At 39.0% G+C, this 21,821-nt stretch carries 19 protein-coding genes and 1 pseudogene; 10 read left to right on the forward strand and 10 right to left on the reverse strand.

Annotation, left to right across the window (positions count from 1 at the left end; genetic code table 11):
* Positions 1–53: 53 nt before the first annotated feature.
* Entirely contained in the window at positions 54–770 is a 717-nt protein-coding gene (locus tag GVK91_RS20165; RefSeq protein WP_159731051.1) for a superoxide dismutase, read from the forward strand.
* A 54-nt stretch (positions 771–824) separates the two neighbouring features.
* Here the strand turns inward: GVK91_RS20165 and GVK91_RS20170 are convergent, their stop codons facing one another.
* Positions 825–1,223, reverse strand: coding sequence for an SRPBCC family protein (locus GVK91_RS20170; protein ID WP_159731053.1), 399 nt, complete (start codon positions 1,221–1,223; stop codon positions 825–827).
* Between the two features lie 20 nt (positions 1,224–1,243).
* A complete protein-coding gene (gene pyrE / locus GVK91_RS20175) occupies positions 1,244–1,894 on the reverse strand; it encodes an orotate phosphoribosyltransferase (RefSeq protein ID WP_159731055.1) in 651 nt (216 codons plus the stop codon).
* Between the two features lie 22 nt (positions 1,895–1,916).
* Between pyrE and GVK91_RS20180 the strand changes: the two genes are divergently transcribed.
* From GVK91_RS20180 to GVK91_RS20195, 4 genes are all read left to right on the forward strand, one after another.
* Positions 1,917–2,504 carry an NUDIX domain-containing protein gene (locus tag GVK91_RS20180; protein WP_227550340.1) on the forward strand — a complete coding sequence of 196 codons (588 nt, stop codon included), beginning with the start codon at positions 1,917–1,919 and terminating at the stop codon, positions 2,502–2,504.
* 58 nt (positions 2,505–2,562) lie between these two features.
* On the forward strand, positions 2,563–3,279 hold the full coding sequence (locus GVK91_RS20185) for a 3-ketoacyl-ACP reductase (protein WP_159731057.1): 717 nt from the start codon (positions 2,563–2,565) through the stop codon (positions 3,277–3,279).
* A 119-nt stretch (positions 3,280–3,398) separates the two neighbouring features.
* Entirely contained in the window at positions 3,399–4,460 is a 1,062-nt protein-coding gene (locus tag GVK91_RS20190) for an NADH:flavin oxidoreductase/NADH oxidase (RefSeq protein ID WP_159731059.1), read from the forward strand.
* 85 nt (positions 4,461–4,545) lie between these two features.
* Positions 4,546–4,938 (forward strand): VOC family protein, encoded by a 393-nt coding sequence (locus GVK91_RS20195; protein ID WP_120332627.1) that lies wholly within the window; start codon positions 4,546–4,548, stop codon positions 4,936–4,938.
* 64 nt (positions 4,939–5,002) lie between these two features.
* Here the strand turns inward: GVK91_RS20195 and infB are convergent, their stop codons facing one another.
* The 4 genes from infB to GVK91_RS20215 all read right to left on the reverse strand — a co-directional run bounded on the left by infB (position 5,003) and on the right by GVK91_RS20215 (position 10,980).
* Entirely contained in the window at positions 5,003–8,152 is a 3,150-nt protein-coding gene (gene infB, locus GVK91_RS20200) for a translation initiation factor IF-2 (protein WP_153848248.1), read from the reverse strand.
* Positions 8,153–8,255: 103 nt separating this feature from the next.
* Positions 8,256–9,497 carry a transcription termination factor NusA gene (nusA, locus tag GVK91_RS20205; protein WP_070567754.1) on the reverse strand — a complete coding sequence of 414 codons (1,242 nt, stop codon included), beginning with the start codon at positions 9,495–9,497 and terminating at the stop codon, positions 8,256–8,258.
* Positions 9,498–9,502: 5 nt separating this feature from the next.
* On the reverse strand, positions 9,503–9,967 hold the full coding sequence (gene rimP, locus GVK91_RS20210; protein WP_159731061.1) for a ribosome assembly cofactor RimP: 465 nt from the start codon (positions 9,965–9,967) through the stop codon (positions 9,503–9,505).
* A gap of 236 nt (positions 9,968–10,203) precedes the next feature.
* Positions 10,204–10,980 carry a LexA family transcriptional regulator gene (locus tag GVK91_RS20215; RefSeq protein WP_153848246.1) on the reverse strand — a complete coding sequence of 259 codons (777 nt, stop codon included), beginning with the start codon at positions 10,978–10,980 and terminating at the stop codon, positions 10,204–10,206.
* 103 nt (positions 10,981–11,083) lie between these two features.
* Here GVK91_RS20215 and GVK91_RS20220 point away from each other — a divergent pair, with 103 nt between their 5' ends.
* Positions 11,084–11,407 (forward strand): GIY-YIG nuclease family protein, encoded by a 324-nt coding sequence (locus tag GVK91_RS20220; protein WP_159731063.1) that lies wholly within the window; start codon positions 11,084–11,086, stop codon positions 11,405–11,407.
* A 71-nt stretch (positions 11,408–11,478) separates the two neighbouring features.
* Here the strand turns inward: GVK91_RS20220 and GVK91_RS20225 are convergent, their stop codons facing one another.
* Positions 11,479–13,740: a transglycosylase domain-containing protein gene (locus GVK91_RS20225; protein WP_310440835.1), complete on the reverse strand. Its 2,262-nt coding sequence runs from the start codon at positions 13,738–13,740 to the stop codon at positions 11,479–11,481.
* Between the two features lie 521 nt (positions 13,741–14,261).
* On the opposite strand from GVK91_RS20225, the gene rpoN reads away from it, so the two are divergent.
* The 3 genes from rpoN (at position 14,262) to GVK91_RS20240 (ending at position 17,851) form a co-directional block, all read left to right on the forward strand.
* Positions 14,262–15,728: an RNA polymerase factor sigma-54 gene (gene rpoN, locus GVK91_RS20230; RefSeq protein ID WP_153848700.1), complete on the forward strand. Its 1,467-nt coding sequence runs from the start codon at positions 14,262–14,264 to the stop codon at positions 15,726–15,728.
* 80 nt (positions 15,729–15,808) lie between these two features.
* On the forward strand, positions 15,809–16,684 hold the full coding sequence (locus GVK91_RS20235; protein ID WP_159731065.1) for a carbon-nitrogen hydrolase: 876 nt from the start codon (positions 15,809–15,811) through the stop codon (positions 16,682–16,684).
* A gap of 90 nt (positions 16,685–16,774) precedes the next feature.
* Complete coding sequence (locus GVK91_RS20240; protein WP_159731067.1) at positions 16,775–17,851, forward strand: agmatine/peptidylarginine deiminase; 1,077 nt, start codon at positions 16,775–16,777, stop codon at positions 17,849–17,851.
* A 106-nt stretch (positions 17,852–17,957) separates the two neighbouring features.
* On the opposite strand, the gene agaR is transcribed toward GVK91_RS20240, so the two are convergent.
* The 3 genes from agaR to proS all read right to left on the reverse strand — a co-directional run bounded on the left by agaR (position 17,958) and on the right by proS (position 21,218).
* Complete coding sequence (gene agaR, locus GVK91_RS20245) at positions 17,958–18,719, reverse strand: transcriptional repressor AgaR (protein WP_153848702.1); 762 nt, start codon at positions 18,717–18,719, stop codon at positions 17,958–17,960.
* A gap of 222 nt (positions 18,720–18,941) precedes the next feature.
* The gene (locus GVK91_RS20250; protein ID WP_159731069.1) at positions 18,942–19,730 is read right to left on the reverse strand and encodes a GDP-L-fucose synthase; all 789 of its coding nucleotides are present in this window, start codon (positions 19,728–19,730) and stop codon (positions 18,942–18,944) included.
* Between the two features lie 15 nt (positions 19,731–19,745).
* Positions 19,746–21,218, reverse strand: coding sequence for a proline--tRNA ligase (gene proS, locus GVK91_RS20255; protein WP_153848704.1), 1,473 nt, complete (start codon positions 21,216–21,218; stop codon positions 19,746–19,748).
* Positions 21,219–21,396: 178 nt separating this feature from the next.
* On the opposite strand from proS, the pseudogene GVK91_RS20260 reads away from it, so the two are divergent.
* Positions 21,397–21,821, forward strand: a pseudogene (locus GVK91_RS20260) (hypothetical protein); the annotation flags it as partial.

The raw sequence follows: 21,821 nt of genomic DNA on the forward strand, positions 1-21,821 counted from the left end.
ATTTGTAAAATTTCACGTTATATTTATATTAAAACTAATCACAATAAGATTATATGCAAACACGCAGAAACTTCCTTCAAAATGCAGCAAAAGCTACACTAGGCATCGCTGTATCTGGATCAATATTACAAGATATTGCTTCCGCGAAAGCTACTGAATTAAATGCCGCTACTTTAAAGTTTTCCCAAGTAAAATTACCTTTCAGTTATGCCGCTTTGGAGCCTAATATTGATGCGTTGACAATGGAAATCCATTATACAAAGCACCATATGGCCTATATTAACGCCGTTAACGAAGCCATTCTTGCTGAAAATATCAAAGAAGCCTCAGAGGAGCAACTTCTAGCAAACATATCTAAGTACTCTCCCAAAGCAAGGAATAACGCTGGTGGAGCTTGGAACCATAACTTTTTTTGGGAAAGCCTGTCCGATAAGCCGAGCCAGCCCTCCGAAAAATTATTGACGATGATCAATAAGACATTTGGTTCTTTAGACAAATTCAAAGAACAATTTGCTGCTGCAGCAACCTCACGATTCGGTTCAGGATGGGCATGGTTGATTTTGGATGACTCAGGCAACTTAAAAATTACCTCTACTCCAAACCAGGATAACCCTTTAATGGATGTTGCAGAGGTAAAAGGTATCCCCATTCTAGGTCTTGATGTATGGGAGCATGCGTATTATCTGCACTATCAAAACAAGAGAGCCGATTATATTAAAAATTGGTGGAATGTTGTGAACTGGAAAAAAGTCAATGAAAGATTGGCATAAAAAAAAGCTCGATTATTACTAATCGAGCTTTTTTTTATATCCGTTATAAACAACCTACCCTAACACTTCTTTTAATTTGTTGACCTGAAAATCAACTAATTTTCGAAGTGGTCCAGCAGCGATCATTTTCATCATCATGTTAAGATCAGCATCGATAATAAAAGTCGCCTCTGTTACAGTATCACTAATCGCTTGCAATTCCCAACGAAGAGTAACCTCAAAAGGCGCTTTCTCCAAAGGAACCAACTTAATGATTTGATTTTCGACACGATCTTCTACCTTAAGTGCTAGCTTTGCCATATTCTGTATTGTAAATCGAGCTTCGTCCGTAGTCGAAGACCAATTGTAAATATTTTCCGGCATCAACTGTTCATGATTGTTGAGATCCGACAAAAATGTATACACCTCGCTGACATTTTTGTTGATTTCTGTTTTGTTCTGAATAGTAGTCATAACGATAAATTAATCCTTCTTTATTGAAAATTTTCTCCCCAAGTAGCAGGATTCAATCGCCACTTTTTCAAGATCTCAATATCCTCCTCCAATACATAACTATTTTCAGCAGCGACCTGAATCAAAGCATCATAATTACATAAACTGAAATAAGGACATTTTGCATCGGCAAAATTATCAGTAGCTTGTTGCAATCCATAAGTAAAAATAGACACCAAGCCAACAACATTGCAGCCAGCCTCACGTAATGCCTTTACAGCCACTAAACTACTCTTACCTGTCGAAATTAGATCCTCAATTACAACTACACGTTGACCGCTAACTACTTCACCTTCAATTAAATTCTGACGACCATGGTCCTTAGCTGAGCTTCTAACATAAGAAAATGGTAGTCCCAAATCCTGTGCTACCAAAACGCCTTGTGGAATACCTGCCGTAGCAACTCCAGAAATCATATCCACTGATCCAAACTCTTCCTGAATAAGCTTAGAAAGCTTTTGACGAATGTATGTACGGATCGATGGATGAGACAAAGTGATACGGTTATCACAGTAAATTGGAGACTTCCAACCCGACGCCCATGTAAAAGGACTTTTAGGTTGCAATTTTATTGCTTTAATTTGCAATAAGGATTCAGCAACTTTTTGTTCAACCTCATTTAAATTATTCATGGCGCAAATTTATAAAATTTATATGAACGAAACCGTGCTAATTTTAGCAGATTTCGTTCCATCAAAAATCAAAAACCCACAAACTATTAGTTTTCAAGAGATTGAGCTCCAAAAACTTTTCAAACAATCTGAAATTGATAAAGTTCCAAAAACGTATCTTTACATCAATAAGGATTTTGAAACCGTATTTCAAAACTTGAAAAACAAAATTAAGCTCATCAAAGCAGCCGGTGGATTGGTTAAAAACGGTGATGGGGATTATCTTTTTATCTACCGACTGGGAAAATGGGACCTTCCTAAGGGCAAAGTGGAAGACAATGAAAAAATGCGGGAAGCAGCTGTACGTGAAGTTGAAGAGGAATGTGGCATTAAAATCAACTATTTGGGAAAGAAAATTACCACATCCTACCATACCTATTTTTTGCGAAATGGAGAATTCGTCCTGAAAGCAACAAACTGGTACGAAATGGGAGTGAATAAAGTCCCTAAATTAATTCCGCAAACCGCAGAAGATATTACAAAAGCGGAATGGCGTCATGTGGACCAATTTGAAGACATCAGGGCCAACACCTACCCCATTATTGAAAATATCATAAAAAAGGCAAAATAAGTTGCCTTTTTGAGGTTCATCTGACACGAATAAAAAAGATCATACCTATTTTTATGTTATGGAAAATATAACAGGAAAAAGAGCCTTAATTACAGGTGGTGCGCGGGGATTAGGAAAAGCAATTGCTTTCGCATTGGCCAAAGAAGGTGTACATATCGCGATTACCGGAAGAAATGAAGCTGCTTTGAAGGATACGGCTGCGGAACTTGCCGAGCTAGGCACTGAGGTCACTTATGCCGTTTTTGACGTATCAAATTATAGTGCTGTACAACAGGAGATCGAACAACTGAAAAACACTTTCGGTAGCTTTGATATCTTAATTAACAATGCGGGAGTGGCATCATTTTCCACTGTGCTCGACATGGACGTTGCCGATTGGACATCGATCATTCATACCAATCTCTTGGGTACATACTTTGTTACAAAAGCTATCCTTCCACAACTGATTGAAAAAAATCAAGGCGATATCATTATGGTATCTTCGACTGCCGGATTAAATGGCGCGGCCACCACTTCCGCTTATAGCGCATCAAAGTTTGGCGTCATCGGCTTCGCCGATTCTTTAATGCGGGAAGTACGGAAAAACAATATTCGGGTATGCACGCTAATGCCAAGCACGATTGCTTCCGATATGTCCAAAGAACTTGGACTTACCGATGGCGATCCAGAAAAAGTTCTCCAGCCTGAAGATTTCGCAGAGTTAGTGGTTGCTAATTTAAAACTGCCAAGAAGAGCAATGCTAAAATCAGCATCTTTATGGTCTACAAATCCTTAACAGTTGAACCACGGTTCGCAAGGATTTAAATAAAGGCTTCTGAGGGCCTCTCTTTACAAAACAAAGAATTGATCAAGGCAGGAGCTTTCCTTGCTCCTGCCTTCTATAAACACGCAATTATGAGTCAATTATTTTCATCAGTAAATATTGGAAACCTGCAATTGAAAAATCGTTTGGTCGTATCTCCAATGTGCCAGTACTCCGCAATGGATGGTTTTGCAAATAACTGGCATTTGGTTCATTTGGGCCAATTTGCAATCGGCGGAGCTGCAGCAGTAATACAAGAAGCAACAGCAGTTAGCCCTGACGGTCGAATCAGTGATGGAGACCTTGGTTTATGGGACGACCAGCATATCGAAAAATTAAAAGAAATAACCGAGTTCATTAAAGAAAATGATTCCATACCGGGCATACAACTTGCTCATGCGGGCCGCAAAGCAAGCAGTAATAAACCCTGGGTCGGGCGGAATCAATTTTCACCAGCGGATCCAAAGGGTTGGCAAACAGTCGCCCCATCTCCGATCCCTTTCCATTCTGGAGATTATGAACCACAGGAACTTGATGTAGACGCCATTGAAAATCTGATTGAACAATTCGGAACAGCAACGAAAAGAGCCATACAGGCAGGCTATGAAATTATTGAACTCCATGCCGCACATGGATATCTGATCCATCAATTTCTTTCACCACTGAGCAACTTACGGACAGACTCTTTCGGCGGGATCTTTGAAAATAGGATACGTTTTCTTATTGAAATTGTGAAAAGAGTAAAACAAGAAATAACAAGCCAAAGTTTATGGGTACGTATTTCAGCAACAGATTGGGCCGAAGCAGGCTGGGATTTACAGCAGTCTATAGCCTTATCACAACTACTGTATACATTGGGGGTAGATTTAATTGATGTGTCGAGTGGAGGCTTGGTCTCCTATCAAAAAATAGATGTCGGGCCAGCATATCAGCTCCCTTTCGCCGTCGCGATTAAGGAACATACCAAGAATAACGTTGCCACAGTAGGTTTAATCAAAACGGCTATCCAAGCGTCCGAGATCATCGCTCAAAAGCAAGCTGATTTAATCTTAATCGCGCGGGGATTTCTTGATGATCCACATCTTCCATTACATTTTGCCAAAGAATTAAACGCTGACATCCCCTGGCCTAAACAATATGAAAGAGCAAAATAAGATGAAACATTGTAAATAGTCTGTATATGACCCATATCCTTAAGGAACAACCTTGTATAACAAACGCAATGAGATAAAATTAATAATGAAATTAAACCTCAACAAGATACATCATATCGCTATTATCTGTAGTGATTATGAGCGTTCAAAGAAATTCTATACTGACATACTGGGCCTAGAGATTGCTAGAGAATACTATCGTGTGGAACGTGATTCCTACAAACTGGATCTCAAACTCAATGATCATTACATTATAGAACTTTTTTCGTTCCCATCACCGCCTAATCGGCTCAGCTTTCCAGAAGCCGCCGGTTTAAGACATCTTGCATTCGAAGTCGATAATCTCGACCTAGAATTAAATAAGCTCGAAAAAGCAGGTGTATCACACGAAGGGATCAGAATAGACGAGTTAACAAATAAACGCTTTACATTCTTCTTTGATCCTGATCAGGTTCCAATAGAACTATACGAACGTTAAAACAGAAAGCGGCATTGATTAAAATCAATGCCGCTTTCTGTTTTATTAGTGTATCACTAAGTGATTACAATTTACGTTTCACTTCAACTTGTTCGTAAGCTTCGACAATGTCTCCTACTTGAATATCATTGAAACGGTCAATATTTAAACCACATTCATAACCCATTGAAACTTCTTTCACATCGTCTTTGAAACGTTTCAAAGATGCCAGTTTACCGGTATGAATTACGACACCATCTCTGATTATGCGGATATCATTATTTCTATTGATCTTACCTTCTTTAACCATACATCCGGCAATCGTACCAACTTTAGAAATTTTGAAAGTTTCTCTGATTTCAACCTCAGCAACAATTTTCTCCTCAAATTTCGGAGCCAACATACCCTCCATCGCAGACTTGATTTCATCAATCGCATCATAGATGATCGAATATAAACGTACATCAATTTGCTCGTTCTCTGCCAACTTACGTGCGTTTTGTGTTGGACGTACTTGGAAACCTATGATGATCGCATCGGAAGCAGAAGCTAACAATACATCTGATTCAGAGATCGCACCCACTGATTTATGAATAATATTAACTTGGATCTCGTCAGTAGACAATTTCAATAATGAATCTGATAATGCTTCAATAGAACCGTCCACATCACCTTTAACGATAATATTAAGTTCTTTAAAGTTACCGATGGCCAAACGACGACCGATTTCATCCAAGGTAATATGTTTAGTTGCACGCATACCCTGCTCGCGTTGTAACTGAAGACGTTTGTTGGCTACAGTTCTAGCTTCAGACTCGCTTTCAAGAACATAAAGCTTATCCCCTGCTGTTGGCGCGCCGGCCATACCCAAGATTTGTACTGGAACAGACGGTCCAGCCTCTTTAACACGTTCGCCTCTTTCATTAGTCAAAGCCTTCACCTTACCTGAATGTGATCCTGCTAAAATAGGGTCTCCAACACGTAATGTACCACTTTGTATCAATACCGTTGTCACGATACCACGACCTTTATCCAAAGCTGCTTCAATTACTGAACCAACAGCGCGTTTTTTCGGATCAGCTTTTAGATCTAACATCTCAGCTTCCAATAGAACTTTCTCTAATAATAGGTCAACATTTTCTCCCGTTTTTGCTGAAATCTCTTGCGCTTGGAACTTACCACCCCAGTCTTCAACTAAGATATTCATCGCAGAAAGCTGCTCACGGATTCTATCAGGATTTGCTCCCGGTTTATCTACTTTAGTAAATGCAAATACGATTGGCACTCCCGCTGCTTGCGCGTGGTTGATTGCTTCTTTTGTTTGCGGCATGACTGCGTCATCCGCTGCAATAACGATAATAACAATATCCGTCACTTTAGCACCGCGGGCACGCATAGCCGTAAAAGCTTCGTGACCAGGAGTATCCAAGAATGTAATTTTACGGTCATCCTCCAATTTCACCGCGTATGCACCGATATGTTGGGTGATACCACCAGCCTCACCAGAAGTAACGTTCGCCTTACGTATATAATCCAATAAAGATGTTTTACCATGGTCAACGTGTCCCATGACCGTTACAATAGGGGCTCTTGAAACCAAATTCGCTTCGTTATCCGGTTCCTCAAGTTCAGCAGTCTCCTCATCCTCAGGTTTGATAAACTCTACCTGATAACCAAATTCATCCGCTACAATTGTTAAAGTTTCCGCATCTAAACGTTGATTAATTGACACGAACATACCCAAACTCATACAAGTTGCAATAATTTGGGTTACCTGAACGTCCATCAAATTAGCTAATTCGTTTGCAGTTACGAATTCTGTAACACGCAATATTTTCGCCATCATTTCTTGCTCCATTGCAGCTTCTTCTGCATGTTGAGCAACATCATCACGTTTCTGACGTCTCAATTTGGCACGTTGCGCAAATTTACCAGATTTACCTGCACCACTCAAACGAGCAAGTGTTGCCTTGATTTGATCTTGGATTTCCTTTTCAGTAGGCTCTTCCTTATTCTCAACAGGTCTTCCCTTACCTCTATTGTCAAAACGATTACCGTGTTGTGGTCTCGTACCTTGTCCTGGTCTACCTGGGTGTTGGTTGTTACCTCCTTGTCCCGGTCTACCATGCTGTTGGTTGTTGTTTTGCCCTGGACGATTGTTCGGGTTGTTGTTAGGACCATGATTCCCACCTCGGTTACCTCCTTGTTGGTCCCGGTTGTTGGGGTTGTTACCATCACGCGGCCCACGGTGTTGGTTATTATGACCTTGACCTTGCCCCGCATTTGGGTTTACTGGACCATTTGGATTCGTACGCTTACGCTTACGTTTCTCATTATTATTTCCAGCATTTGAAGATGAAGCCACTGGTTTGTGGGAAGGTCTAGCAGATGGTAATTCAATCTTACCAATGACTTTAGGACCTGTCAATCTTTCTGCGCGAGCAGAAATAATTTCATCTCCTTGTTTTTTCACAGGCTCCACTATTGGAGTTACTGGTACAGCTTTCGGCGCTGTTTCTTCTTTTTTCTTGTCTTCTACCTTCACAGGTTCAGTTTTTGTCTCTACAACCGGAGTTGCTTTTACTTCAGTTTTATTTACTTCGGGTTTTTCTATTTCAGCTTTTGGCACGACAACTTCCGGCTTCTTCTCAATAACCTTTGGTTCTTCTTTTTTCGCTTCAACAATAGGCGCTTTGACTTCGGCTTCTTTCTTTTCTTCCACCTTAGCTTCAGCTTTAACCTCTACAGGTGTTTCTTTGACGGTTTTTGGTTCCTCCTTAACAGGTTCTTCCTTCTTGACCTTACTTCCGCCTCTATTCAATGCGTCCAGATCAATCTTACCAACCACCTTCATACCACCTTGATGAACAGGCTCCTCTACTTTTGTAGGAGTAGTTTCCTTAACAGAAGGGATTTCTACCGTATTCTTGACCAAGATTTCCTTGGATTCATCATGATCTTCGAAATCCTCATTCTTAGATGATTCCTTAGGAGAAGTGGACGGCGACTCCTCACGACGAATTTTGCCAATCACAATTTGTTTAGCTTCATCTTTCAGTGATTTGTCTCCCTGAAACTCTTTTAACAGCACACCATACATCTCTCCGCTCAATTTAGTGTTAGGCTTTGCTTCTACATCATATCCTTTTTTCACTAAACATTCCACGGCGGTATGTATCCCGATGTTGAGTTCCTTTGCTGCTTTAAGCAAGTTTGTTCCTTTTCCTTCAGTCATCTATAATATAAACTATTTTAATATAATTACAAAAATATGTTTTTTTCCATCCATAAACAATTTATTCCGAATGTTAGATAGAAAAAAATTAACGAGCTGAATTTTATTCAAATTCAGCTTGTAAAATACGTACAATCTCACGAACAGTATCTTCTTCCAAATCGGTACGTCTAACCAGCTCTTCTTCGCTAAGAGACAACACCGACTTCGCTGAATCCAAACCAACACGTTTCAATTCATCAATAACCCAGCTTTCAATCTCATCGCTGAATTCTTCGATATCAACATCTTCATCAAACTCGTCATTTTCGCGATAAACATCAATTTCATAACCAGTCAATTTACCAGCCAATTTGATATTGTGTCCTCCACGACCAATTGCTAAAGAAACTTGATCCGATTTTAAATATACAGCCGCAGTCTTATTTTCTTCATCGATTTTGATTGAGCTAATCCTTGCTGGACTCAAAGCACGAGCGATATACAATGAATGATTTGTTGTAAAATTAATTACGTCAATATTCTCATTACGCAGTTCACGAACGATACCATGAATACGGGATCCCTTCATACCAACACAAGCTCCTACAGGATCAATACGATCATCATAAGACTCAACAGCAACCTTCGCTCTTTCTCCTGGTTCACGAACGATTTTCTTGATCGTAATCAAACCATCAAAAATTTCAGGAACCTCAAGTTCAAATAAACGTTGTAAGAACGCAGGTGCGGTACGTGAAATGATAATCTTTGGATTATTATTCATCATATCCACTTTATGCACAACTGCGCGAATGCCATCTCCCTTTTTGAAATAGTCAGCCGGAATTTGTTCTGATTTAGGAAGAATTAATTCATTACCGTCCTCATCCAATACCAAGATTTCCTTTTTCCAAATCTGATAAACCTCACCAATGACCAACTCTCCTTCTCTATCTTTATATTTCTTAAAGACTTCGTCTTTTTCCAATTCCAAAACCTTAGATACAAGCGTCTGACGTGCAGCTAAAATTGCACGACGGCCAAAGCTTTCCAATGTGATCTGTTCAATAAAATCATCGCCTACTTCCAAATCTTCATCATGCTTTCTAGCTTCTGCCAATTCGATTTCAAGATCATCATCCTCTGAAAACTCATCTTCAACAACGACACGCGTCCTCCAAATCTCCAAATCTCCGTTATCTGGATTCACGATAACATCCACATTTTCATCCGTACCAAAACGACGACGGATCATACTACGAAAAACCTCTTCCAATACTGTAATAACAGTAGGTCTATCGATATTCTTAAACTCCTTAAACTCTTGAAAAGAGTCTATCAGATTGATGTTGCTGTTACTCATTATTATTAAAATGAAATTACCACTTTTGTTGCTTTTATTTGATCAAAAGGAAGTTCTTTTTCTACCTCTTGTGCTTTTTTACCTTTTTCTTTTATCTTCTGAAGAACATTGATCTTCATCTCATCTACGGCCAATAATGTACCTTCAACTTTTGTATTATCGTTCAACTTCACCTGAACTGTACGACCTATATTCTTTTGATATTGTCGAATATTAACAAAATTAGCATCAATACCTGGAGATGAAACCTCTAAACGGTAAGCGTCATCAATTACATTTTCCTCCTCCAGGTGGAAACCGACATGACGGCTCACCTGTGCACAATCATCAATATTTACACCATTATCTCCGTCCAAAAGAATCTCAAGAATTTTATTTGGGCGCATCTTCACACTGACGATAAACAAATCCTCGCGATCTGCAATTTTTTCCGCGATGAGTTCAATAACTCTCTTTTCTATATGCTGCATTGTTCTGTTTCTAGAAATGCTAAATTAATTGAATTAAAAAAAGGGGGCAATACGAGCCCCCTTCCTTTCAGATATGCAAATATAGCATTTTATAAAATAAAAAACAAAATTAGATAGATTGTTTTTATATTCAATACCCCTACATTCCCTATAAAAACAAGCTATCGACGCTCCTCAGTCATAGAAATTCTCTTCATAGCGCAACTATATCATAAAAACACGCAGATAATTCCCCGCTATTTCGAACTATCTACCACCGCATTAATTGTTTTCTGCATCTGCGCCATCATGCTCGTCAATGTTTCCATTGTTGGCTCTGGCGTAGGCTCTGGCAGTTGTGTACTGATAAAAGCCTTCGCCTTCCACACCTCAAGAATATCGGCAGTCTCCACCCAGTAAGGCTCATATGTCTTATTATCAGAAACAAGTTTCAAACCTTTATCTTCTTTAAATTTAAAAGCAATACGTTTATACACCACGCCATCTTCCTTAGACAACACAACATAGGTACTCCCAGGTTTAATATCATGCCAATTTTCCACATACTCCGCTACAATAATGGACCCCGATGGCAAAGGTAACATCGAGTCCCCCTTTATTTCAAAAGCGCGAAATGTACCCTGACCAAACATAGGCAGCGAAAACTTAGGCAACTCAGCAACATATTCTGGATCACCATACCCATTTAAATAGCCGGCGCTAGCCTTAACCGGAACAAGTTCGATATTTTCACGGTCATCTGCGTCTACAGTCACACTAAGCACCCTTAAATTTGAGGCGTTGCTTTTGGGAACCGGCTTCCATTTATCATCAATAACATCGTTTGCCAACTCATCCATAGTCAAACCATAGAATTCGGCAATCTTCTTTAATAACTCATATTTGGGCTCTGCTCGATCTTCCTCGTACGCGCCGACAGAGGCACGCTTAATTTCCATAAGATCAGCAAATTGTTGCTGTGTGATTTTTTTTCCTTTTCGAAGGAACTTCAGATTGGACGAAATATTTGACATATTATTTTTTCAAAAAAATATTTTGCAAAAAACTAATTTTATTAGTAATATTGTGCCAATAAAATTAGTAAATATATTTTAAACGTCCAAATAATTTAGCATTATGAACAATTTTATTGTATATATATCAACTGACAACAATCGTAAACACTTTAAAATCGGCCTCAGTTCCAATATCTTTAGTACAGTAATGGAATTACAGCAATCCAATAGTTTTATTTTCAACCAAGGACCTAGTTTAAATCGAATAATCTACACAGAATCTTTCACAAATTCGGAGACGGCCAATAAGAGAATAAGCGAACTGCAGCATTTTACGACCATGCAAGTCGAACGGCTCATTCGTAAATACAACCCTAACTGGAATAATCTTTTTCCACAGCAACACCAAGCGTTCAACAAGAGAGATTCCAACCATGCAGCCTAACATAAAAAAAGCCACCTTAGTAAACTAGGCGGCCATCTTTATTTTTTAGATAGAATCCTCTTTAAGTAGTATCAGTTTTGACTACCCACCTCCTCCAACGAGGATGACCCTTCGCTACTCGTTCCACTATCAGCACCTTCAGTATGATTACGCTCAACAGGATGCTCCGCTCCCTCTTCCTCTGGTCCAATAAATCCTTCATCCACGGGCTCTTCCACTTGTGTAGAATCACTCTGATCTGGCTCTGGATCACTATAACGCGGAGTTTCGCATTTGTAAGATTTCGTAATTTCAACAGTAGGACTAGGAAACTTACCTTGGGTATACCCCAACTGTTTATCTTTATAAACAGACTCCATATACACACCAAATATTGGCAATGCTGTACGAGAACCTTCTCCAGAATGGGAATTTTTAAAGTGAATACTCCGTTCGTCGCAGCCAACCCAAACACCTGTAACCAAATCTTTAGTTACCCCCATATACCAACCATCTACATATTCGGAAGAAGTACCTGTCTTTCCGCCGATTTCATTTTCCTTATCAAATAAATCCCATTCCCACAATCCCTGAGATGTACCTCCAGGTTCTTCCATACCACCACGCAACATATACGTCATCAACCAGGCATCTTGCTTATCCACCACTTGTTTACGCTCCGCCTGAAAAGTAGCAATAACATTACCATCATGATCTTCGATCTTAGACACCAATAAAGGAGTGACACGCTCACCGTGATTCATCATCGTTGAGTACCCATTCACCATTTCAAAAACAGAAACATCATTAGGTCCTAACCCTACAGAGGCAACCGGATTTAATTTACTCGTGATACCACAACGATGGGCTGCATCAACAACTTTCGCAGGCGTAACCATATCAGTCAATTGTACTGTAACGGAATTAATAGAACGCGCCATTGCATGACGCAGAGACATTTCTCGATAAGAAAAATTCCAGTCTGCATTTTTGGGTTCCCATATCTCCACGGAATCCCCTTTATCAATCTTGATCGTAACAGGCTTGTCGGTAATCTTATCACATGGAGACATCCCTGACTCCAATGCAGCCAAGTATACAAAAGGCTTAAATGTGGATCCCGCTTGTCGCTTCGCTTGCATCACGTGATCATACTTAAAATATTGATGGTTTATTCCACCCACCCAAGCTTTAATTTCACCCGAATATGGATCCATGGACATCATCCCCGCATTTAGCATCATGGCATAATATTTCAAAGAATCCATTGTAGACATATCCTTTTCGATCCTACTGCCATCCTTCCAATTATAGACTTCGATCTTCTTCTTTTTATTCAAGAAGTAACTGATGCTATCAGGAGTATTTGCATATTTCTTACTCAAAAAAGCATAATAAGGAGTTTTCTTAGCTAGATTATCCAAAAAATTAGGAATAACTTTACCTGACAGATCGCGCCATGGCTCTTGTCCTTCCCAGGTATTATTTAAACGTTGCTGTAATTCCAACATTTGTTTTGCTACAGCTTCTTCAGCATGCTTTTGAAGTTTAGAATTTATAGTGGTATAAATTTTCAAGCCATCTGTATAGATATCATAATTATTATCTTCAGCCCATTTTTCCAACCACTTAGCTACAGCAGCACGTAAATAAGAATCCCCGCCAGCATTAAGGTCTTGACTATTCGTATTCAAAACAATCTTCTCTTTTACAAGGTTATCATATTCCTCTTTTTTCAAAAAACCACCTTTATACATTTGACTTAAGACGGTGTTTTTTCTGACAAATGCATTTTCAGGATTACGAATAGGATTATATAAAGTAGTACCTTTTAACATGCCGATCAAAACAGCAGCCTCATTTTGATTCAATTGATTGGCTCCTTTTGAAAAATAGCGTTTTGCAGCAGTCTCAATCCCATAAGCATTATTACTGAAGGATACTGTATTTAAATACATTTCCAATATCTGATTTTTAGAATAGCGTTGCTCCAATTTATAAGCCGTCATCCACTCCTTAAACTTCGTTACCACCAGGCCTGCAACAGGAAGACGTGTCAACAAACCACCCGCCTTATTATAACGTGTACGATAAAGATTTTTAGCTAACTGTTGCGTAATTGTACTCGCGCCACGCTTATCCCCTTTTAAAGTAGAGATAATACCTGATCCTAAGCCAAAAAAATCAACACCATTATGACTATAAAAACGCACATCCTCAGTTGCTATCAACGCACTTGTAACCGATTTAGGAATGCTATCAAATGGAATTGGATTTCTATCCTCGTCGAAATATCGCCCAATTAAAACACTGTCTGCCGTATATAATTCCGTAGAAATATTAACGCTAGGCATAACAATATCCTTTTTTGTCGGGGAATAACCAAAGAGCCATAAAAAATTTAATTGTATAGCACAAATCAATATAATGATAAAATATATTGCTATAAGGAGATAACGAAGAATCCTATTCTTAATACGTTTAAACATAAATGGAAATTTATCTTATATTCAACACATCCGACCAGCAAAAGGTTTTACGCCCGCCCAATATGCCTTTTTATCTATTTTCAGGGGCTAAATATACAACTAAATAAATCGCTGTAATCAACTATTTACATTTTTTAACAATAAAAACCACCCGTCAAACAACTATAAAATGCCACAGAATTCCAAAGGGTCGATTTTGGAAATAACAACAACAATTCAATAGTAAAATAGCCGTCCGGAGAAAACAGACCCAATCTCATCTTTGTTTATAATTTTTGGCACCCCGTTCCACAAATATTATACCCATTTTTTATTTATTATCGATTTTATTTTAAAATAATAATGATATTTGTTTAAATTTAGATGTAAAAAAGTCAACTATTAGCATGTTAAAACAAACATTACAACAAAAGCTATTGCAGAAATTGTCTCCGCAACAAATACAATTTATAAAATTGTTGCAGGTTCCGACGGTTTCATTAGATGCTCGAATCAAGGAAGAATTAGAAGAAAACCCTGCGTTAGAAGATGGTAGCTTGACTAATATGACCGACCCTATAGAAGAATACCCCGATAAAGATCCAGACGATAATTTTGATAATGAAGACGGGTTCGATTCAGAAGACTTTAGTTTAGAAGACTATATCCAGGAAGATGATTTCAAAGATTACGGCAACGGCTATGACTATGGAGACGACGATGACGACCGCAAAGAAATGCCTGTTGCTATTCAACACTCCTTTTATGAGCAGCTGCAACAACAGTTGGACCTCTTGGCATTAGATGACAAGCACTTTTTAGTTGGCCAACAAATCATTGGTAGTCTAGATGACGACGGCTATTTACGCCGTCCAATTATCAATCTTGTAGACGACCTAGCTTTTGGTCAAAATGTAATGACTGATGAGCAGGAAGTTCTAGACATGCTAAAAGTAATTCAAGATTTTGAGCCTGCGGGAATTGGAGCCCGTGATTTGCAAGAGTGTCTGTTGATCCAGTTACAAAAAAAAGATACACAAAATCCAACCATCAAACTTGCGATTAAAGTCGTATCGAATTACCTTGAGGAGTTCACCAAAAAGCATTATGATAAATTAGAAAAATCTTTAGGCGTTTCATCTGAGGATCTAAAAAATGTAGTCAATGAGATTCTAAAACTTAACCCAAAACCAGGAGACTCCGGCGCGGTTGCAGGCAAACAACTTCATATTATCCCGGATTTTCATATCAGCAATAATGATGGCATACTACATTTGACTTTAAATGGCCGAAATGCGCCTGAGCTCCGCATAAGTCGTGATTACCAACACATGTTTGAGCATTACGAGAAATCGGATCAAAAGGATAAAAAAATGAAAGAGGCTGTGCAATTCGTCAAACAAAAACTTGACTCCGCCAAATGGTTTATTGATGCAATAAAACAGCGTCAACAAACCTTATTAAAAACAATGAATGCAATCATGGAATACCAATATGATTATTTCCTTACTGGTGATGATCGTAAGTTAAAACCAATGATATTGAAAGACATCGCCGACAAAATCGATATGGATATATCAACTGTGTCGCGGGTAGCAAATTCGAAATACGTACAAACAGAATTTGGAACATTTCTCTTAAAATCATTTTTCTCTGAAGCTATCCAAACGGATTCTGGTGAAGAAGTATCTAATAAAGAGGTTAAGAAAATATTGGAGGAGTGCATCGCAAAAGAAAATAAACGGAAACCCTTGGCTGACGAGAAATTAACTGAGATCCTAAAAGAAAAAGGCTACAATATTGCGCGGCGAACGGTGGCAAAATATCGGGAAGCATTGAATATTCCTGTAGCAAGATTACGAAAAGAGCTCTAAGAGCTCTTTTTGTTTTTCCCACAGACCAAATCCAAGTTAAGAATAGTATCTTTGTGCTGTATTAAAATAAGCATTAAAGAATGAGCAAAGTAAAAGTTGGAGTTGTACAGATGAGCTGTACCGCAAGCAAACAAGAGAATCTCGAAAAAGCTATCGCTAAAGTAAAAGAAGCCGCTGCAAAAGGTGCGCAAATTGTGTGTCTGCAAGAACTATTTACCTCTTTATATTTCTGCGATGTGGAAGATTATGACAATTTCGCACTGGCTGAATCCATTCCCGGCCCATCGACGGACGCGCTATCGGCTGTTGCTAAAGAAGCAGGTGTCGTAATTATCGCTTCATTATTTGAAAAAAGAGCAGAAGGATTGTACCATAATACGACCGCTGTATTAGATGCAGATGGTTCCTATTTAGGAAAATATCGTAAAATGCATATTCCAGATGACCCTGCATTTTATGAAAAATTCTATTTTACGCCAGGAGATTTAGGCTACAAAGTATTCAAAACAAAATTTGGAAGAATAGGCATTTTAATTTGCTGGGATCAATGGTACCCTGAAGCATCTCGAATTACCGCATTGATGGGTGCCGAAATCTTATTCTACCCTACAGCTATCGGATGGGCAACCGATCAAGATGAAGAAACCAACAAAGATCAATACAATGCGTGGCAAACAATACAACGCTCCCATGCCGTTGCAAATGGCCTTCCTGTTGTATCCGTTAACCGTGTAGGATTTGAACAAAATGGTGCAATGAAATTCTGGGGTGGAAGCTTCGTAACGAACGGACAGGGCAAATTGCTTTACCTTGCCTCACATGACAAAGAAGAAATTGAGGTCGTCGAATTGGACTTAAATGAATCGGACTATTTCAGAAAACATTGGCCATTTTTGAGAGACCGAAGAATCGAAACATACGCACCGATCACCAAACGTTTTATTGACGAAGACTAATATTGGATATTCTAGCCATTTCAGTTTCGAACGCACACAACTGTGCTGAAACGAACTGAAATGGCTTTTTTTAATCCCATTAAAATAAGTATGGAACAAAAAAAGACATTCACACAGGACTATTTTGACAATTCCCCGAAACAACAGGGCTTCTCATTTCCCGCAGAATGGGCAAAGCAAGAAGCCTTATGGTTGAGCTGGCCACATAAAGAGGAATCCTGGCCTGGGAAGATTGAAACAATATACAAACCCTATTGCGAATTTATCAAAGTCGTAGCAGCAGGGCAAAAAGTAAGGATTAACGTCGCTAATGAGGAAATGCAAAATTTTGCTATTACCGCGCTCAAAGAAGTGACAACAGATTTTAGCAATATCGAATTCTATTTTAATCCGACTAACGATGCTTGGTGTAGAGACCACGGTCCCGCTTTTATTATTAACCAGGCAACAAATCAAAAAGCAGTTGTCGACTGGGGTTATAACGCCTGGGGTGGAAAATACCCTCCTTTCGACTTGGATGACGTCGTTCCGACGCGTATTGCCAAAGAATTTAACCTTCCTTTATTTACCCCTGATATCGTCATGGAGGGCGGTTCAGTCGAGTTTAATGGCGCAGGAACAATCATGACAACAACCGCTTGTCTATTGAATAAAAACCGAAATCCACACCTGACAAAAGAACAAATAGAAACCTTTTTGAAAGAATTTTACGGTCAGGAACAGGTTTTATGGCTTGGAGACGGTATCGTTGGAGACGATACAGATGGACACATTGATGATATTACACGTTTCATCAACGAAAACACCGTTTTAACGGTTGTGGAGGAAGATCCAACAGATGAGAACTATGAGATACTTCAAGAAAATCTAGCAACACTTCGTTCATTTAGACTTTTAAATGGAGAGCCACTCCATATCATTGAGCTCCCAATGCCAGCACCGGTCATCTATGACGAAACAAGATTACCTGCTTCTTATGCTAATTTCTACATTGCAAACGATGTTGTTGTTGTACCGATCTTCAACGATAAAAATGACCAAAGAGCACTGGATATCATCCAAGGCTGTTTCCCTACACGTAAAGTCATAGGAATAAATTCCGTCGACATTATTTGGGGGCTGGGAAGTTTCCACTGTTTAAGCCAGCAAGAGCCGGCGCTGAGCTAAAAAAAGCTATCCATAAAAAAATGTCCCCAAATAGTTAAACACTCTTTTGGGGACATTTTTTATGATAAAAATAAGCAGCTCAGCTTTGAGTTTTAGTTAAGCCGTGTTAAACAACAATAACATTTACCCCGGCTTTTTCTAACGATTCCACAAAGCTTGTATTTACTTTGTCGTCGGTAATTAATATATCAATTTTATCAAAACCACAAATCCGCCCGAAGCTTCGCCGTCCGAATTTAGACGAATCTGCTAATACGACAACCTTTTGAGCCGTATCGATCATAATGCGATTTAATTGTGCCTCCTGGGCACTCGAAGTTGATACACCGTATTCCAGATCAATGCCATCGACTCCCAAAAACAATTTACTACAGTAAAAATCATGCAATAAATTTTCTGCATACTTTCCCGTTACGGATGTCGAGGTCTTACGAAGCGTCCCGCCCATCTGCATGATTTCAACCGAAGGATATTTGATCAATTCCATCGCAACATTCAATGCCGAAGTTACTACAGTGATATTTCCTTTAGGAATGATCTGCTTCGCTAGCGACTGCATGGTCGTTCCTGAAGCTATAATGATTGAATCATTTTCCTCAATCATTTCAGCCGCTTTTTTTCCGATCCGGCTTTTATCATCCGAACGAAGCTTCTCTTTTTCAAATACTGTACGGTCAGTCGTATAAGGATTATATTGTGTTGCCCCGCCATGCGTTCTAAACAACAATCCACTATCTTCCAACAAGGTCAAATCTTTCCGAATGGTTACAGAGGAAACGCCCAATTCCTCACATAGATCAATTACCTGAACTACGCCGACCTCCTTTAATTGTTTTAAGATATATTGATGTCTTTCTACATTTGTCATGGCTCTATTTATAATAAGCTGTTAAAATACTAAATCTATTATCGGTTTGTTTAAAGGAATATGTCGATATCTTGAAAAAATCCATCGATATCAATAAATTTCAACAAATATGACTTTCTACTTAAATTTCCCGTAGTAGAATTGATGTTAAAATAATGAAATTATTTAATTTTTTCACGCTGACAATCATAAATTCATTTTTATTTTAAAAAGAAAAATGAATTAAAATTGCAAAGGATCAGGCAGGACAAATTGATAATCAAGTTCCTCTAAAAGTAATCTTCCGCTAACTATTTTTTGAGTCGCATCCGCAGCTTCGAACGCAAGAGGCAAAGCATAACCATATTTTTTTGCCGAAGCTAGAATAACATCCTTTTTCTTAGGATGTAAGGGAGCAACAACATTGTATACAGTATACTTAAGCGCATTGCAAGATGCTGCCTCTAACAGTCTGATCACATCATCGATATGAACAAAATTGGCGGGCTGTTCACCCGTCGTACAGATACGTTCGGCAAAATATTTGGCAAAAACACGATTTTTACCAAACAAACCTCCTAATCGATAAATTATAGTATCAGCCAATCCCAACATACTTGCTTCAGCAAGCAAGAGTTTTGATGAAAGTTCGGTTATATCTGCATAGGATTCATCAAATACGCCATCTTTGTCCGGATAAATTCCAATAGAGCTCAGGAAGACTTGTTTCTTCCATGTCATATGCGCATAAAATGATTTGATATTCGAAAATCTGTTTTCAAGGATCGCTACACTATTTTTCTGACTTGCCGGTATACTGTTTAATACGAAGTCAAATTGAGTAGGTAAAACTACCTGTGCTGGAAAATTTTCATAATCAAAGTCTAAAATAAACGAAAAAATACCATCGGCTTTAAGCCGATGGTATTTTTCAGATGTTGTCGTACTGGCCCAAACCTCATGGCCTTGATGCTTCATATGTATCGCAAAAGATTCTGCGAGCCAACCGCATCCCAAAATGAGTATCCTCATATTACGACAACACTATTAATAAGCTTTTGCAAACAGTACACGCCGACTTGAAGGTTTCCCTGTAAAGATACAGATACCTTCCTCTTCCTTCGCATCCAAAGGAATACAACGAATTGTTGCCTTAGTTTCTTCTTTTACACGTTTTTCCGTTTCTGTTGTTCCATCCCAATGACAAGAGATAAAACCACCCTTACCTTCCAGTACTTCTTTAAACTCATCATAAGAATTCACCTCAGTAAAATGAGATGTCCTGAAATTTAATGCTTTTTGGTATATATTTTCTTGTATTGTATCTAGCAATTGTACAATATTACCAGCCAAGCCTTCCTGAGCAACCGTTTCTTTCGTTTGAGTATCACGACGCGCTAATTCTACCGTACCATTTTGCATATCTCTCGCTCCAACAGCTACACGTACAGGAACACCCTTTAACTCCCATTCTGCAAATTTAAAGCCTGGACGTTGTGTGTCCCGATCGTCGTATTTTACAGATATATCGTTCACACGCAATTCATTTGTTAACTGATTCACAAATGCATCGATTTGCGCCTTTTCTTCTTCAGTCTTAAAAATCGGAACGATGACAACTTGAATTGGTGCTAATTTTGGCGGCAATACCAATCCTTGATCATCTGAGTGAGCCATAATCAATGCGCCCATCAAACGTGTAGAAACACCCCAAGAAGTAGCCCAAACATGCTCCAATTTACCTTCTTTAGAAGTAAATTTCACATCAAACGCCTTTGCAAAGTTTTGGCCAAGAAAATGAGAGGTTCCTGCTTGTAATGCTTTTCCATCCTGCATCAATGCTTCAATACAATACGTATCCAAGGCACCCGCAAAACGCTCGTTTTCTGTTTTTCTACCACGTACAACAGGCACAGCTAAAATATTTTCAGCAAATTCAGCATACACATCAAGCATACGTTCTGTTTCTTCAATAGCCTCTTCTCTTGTCGCATGGGCCGTGTGCCCCTCTTGCCACAAAAACTCTGCTGTGCGCAAGAAAAGACGTGTACGCATTTCCCATCTTACAACGTTTGCCCATTGATTGACCAAAATTGGGAGGTCACGATAAGATTCAATCCATCCACGATAAGTATTCCATATAATCGTTTCTGAAGTCGGGCGCACGATCAACTCTTCCTCCAATTTCGCGTCTTCATCCACGACGATCTTACCTGTACCATCGTTTTTTAATCGATAATGAGTTACCACTGCACACTCCGTAGCAAAACCTTCCACATGCGCCGCCTCTTTAGAAAAAAACGATTTGGGAATGAATAAAGGGAAATAAGCGTTGCTATGACCTGTTTCTTTAAATCTTTTATCTAAGATCGCTTGCATCCTTTCCCAGATAGCGTATCCGTATGGTTTGATCACCATACAGCCTCGTACAGCTGAATTTTCAGCTAGATCAGCTTTAATCACAAGCTCGTTATACCATTGTGAATAATCTTCAGCACGACTTGTTATTCCTTTACTCATATGAAATTGATAAATTATTGTAACATTATTACGTTAAATCTCGTCTGTAATTCTAATACGAAAAGCGTTCAATAAAAAATATTTGTATTTTTGATTACTTCGATTAAACCCCCTTGAGAAATTTGCGTCTAAGATAGTAAATAAGGCTGTATAATCGAAAATAAGGATTTAGGATATTATGAAAAAAAATAGATTATTTATCGGAGCACTTGCCATAACAGGAGCGTTCATGCTTGGTTCCTGCGGCACAAGTAGGCAAATCTATGGCGACGATGTCTATGGCAACAATGGGCAAGCTAGACAAAAGGTTTATCAAAGCCCAGATTACTATTACACAGATGCAGATCAGGCCCAACCAAATGGGCAAGCGCAAGGCGGTTACTATGATGACGAATATTCTGATCAGGATTACAACAGTGATTCCTATGAAGATCTTGAATATGCCAATCGTATCAACCGTTTCTATTACGCTAGTCCGGGCATGACGTATTTCGACCCATTTTTCGATCCATGGTATGGTTACGGTTTTGGAGGTTGGTACGGATACGGCCCATCATTCGGGATGGGATGGGGATGGAACTCTGGATGGGGTTCGTCTTGGTC

Source organism: Sphingobacterium sp. 18053, assembly GCF_902706145.1.
Taxonomy (GTDB): Bacteria; Bacteroidota; Bacteroidia; order Sphingobacteriales; family Sphingobacteriaceae; genus Sphingobacterium; species Sphingobacterium paramultivorum.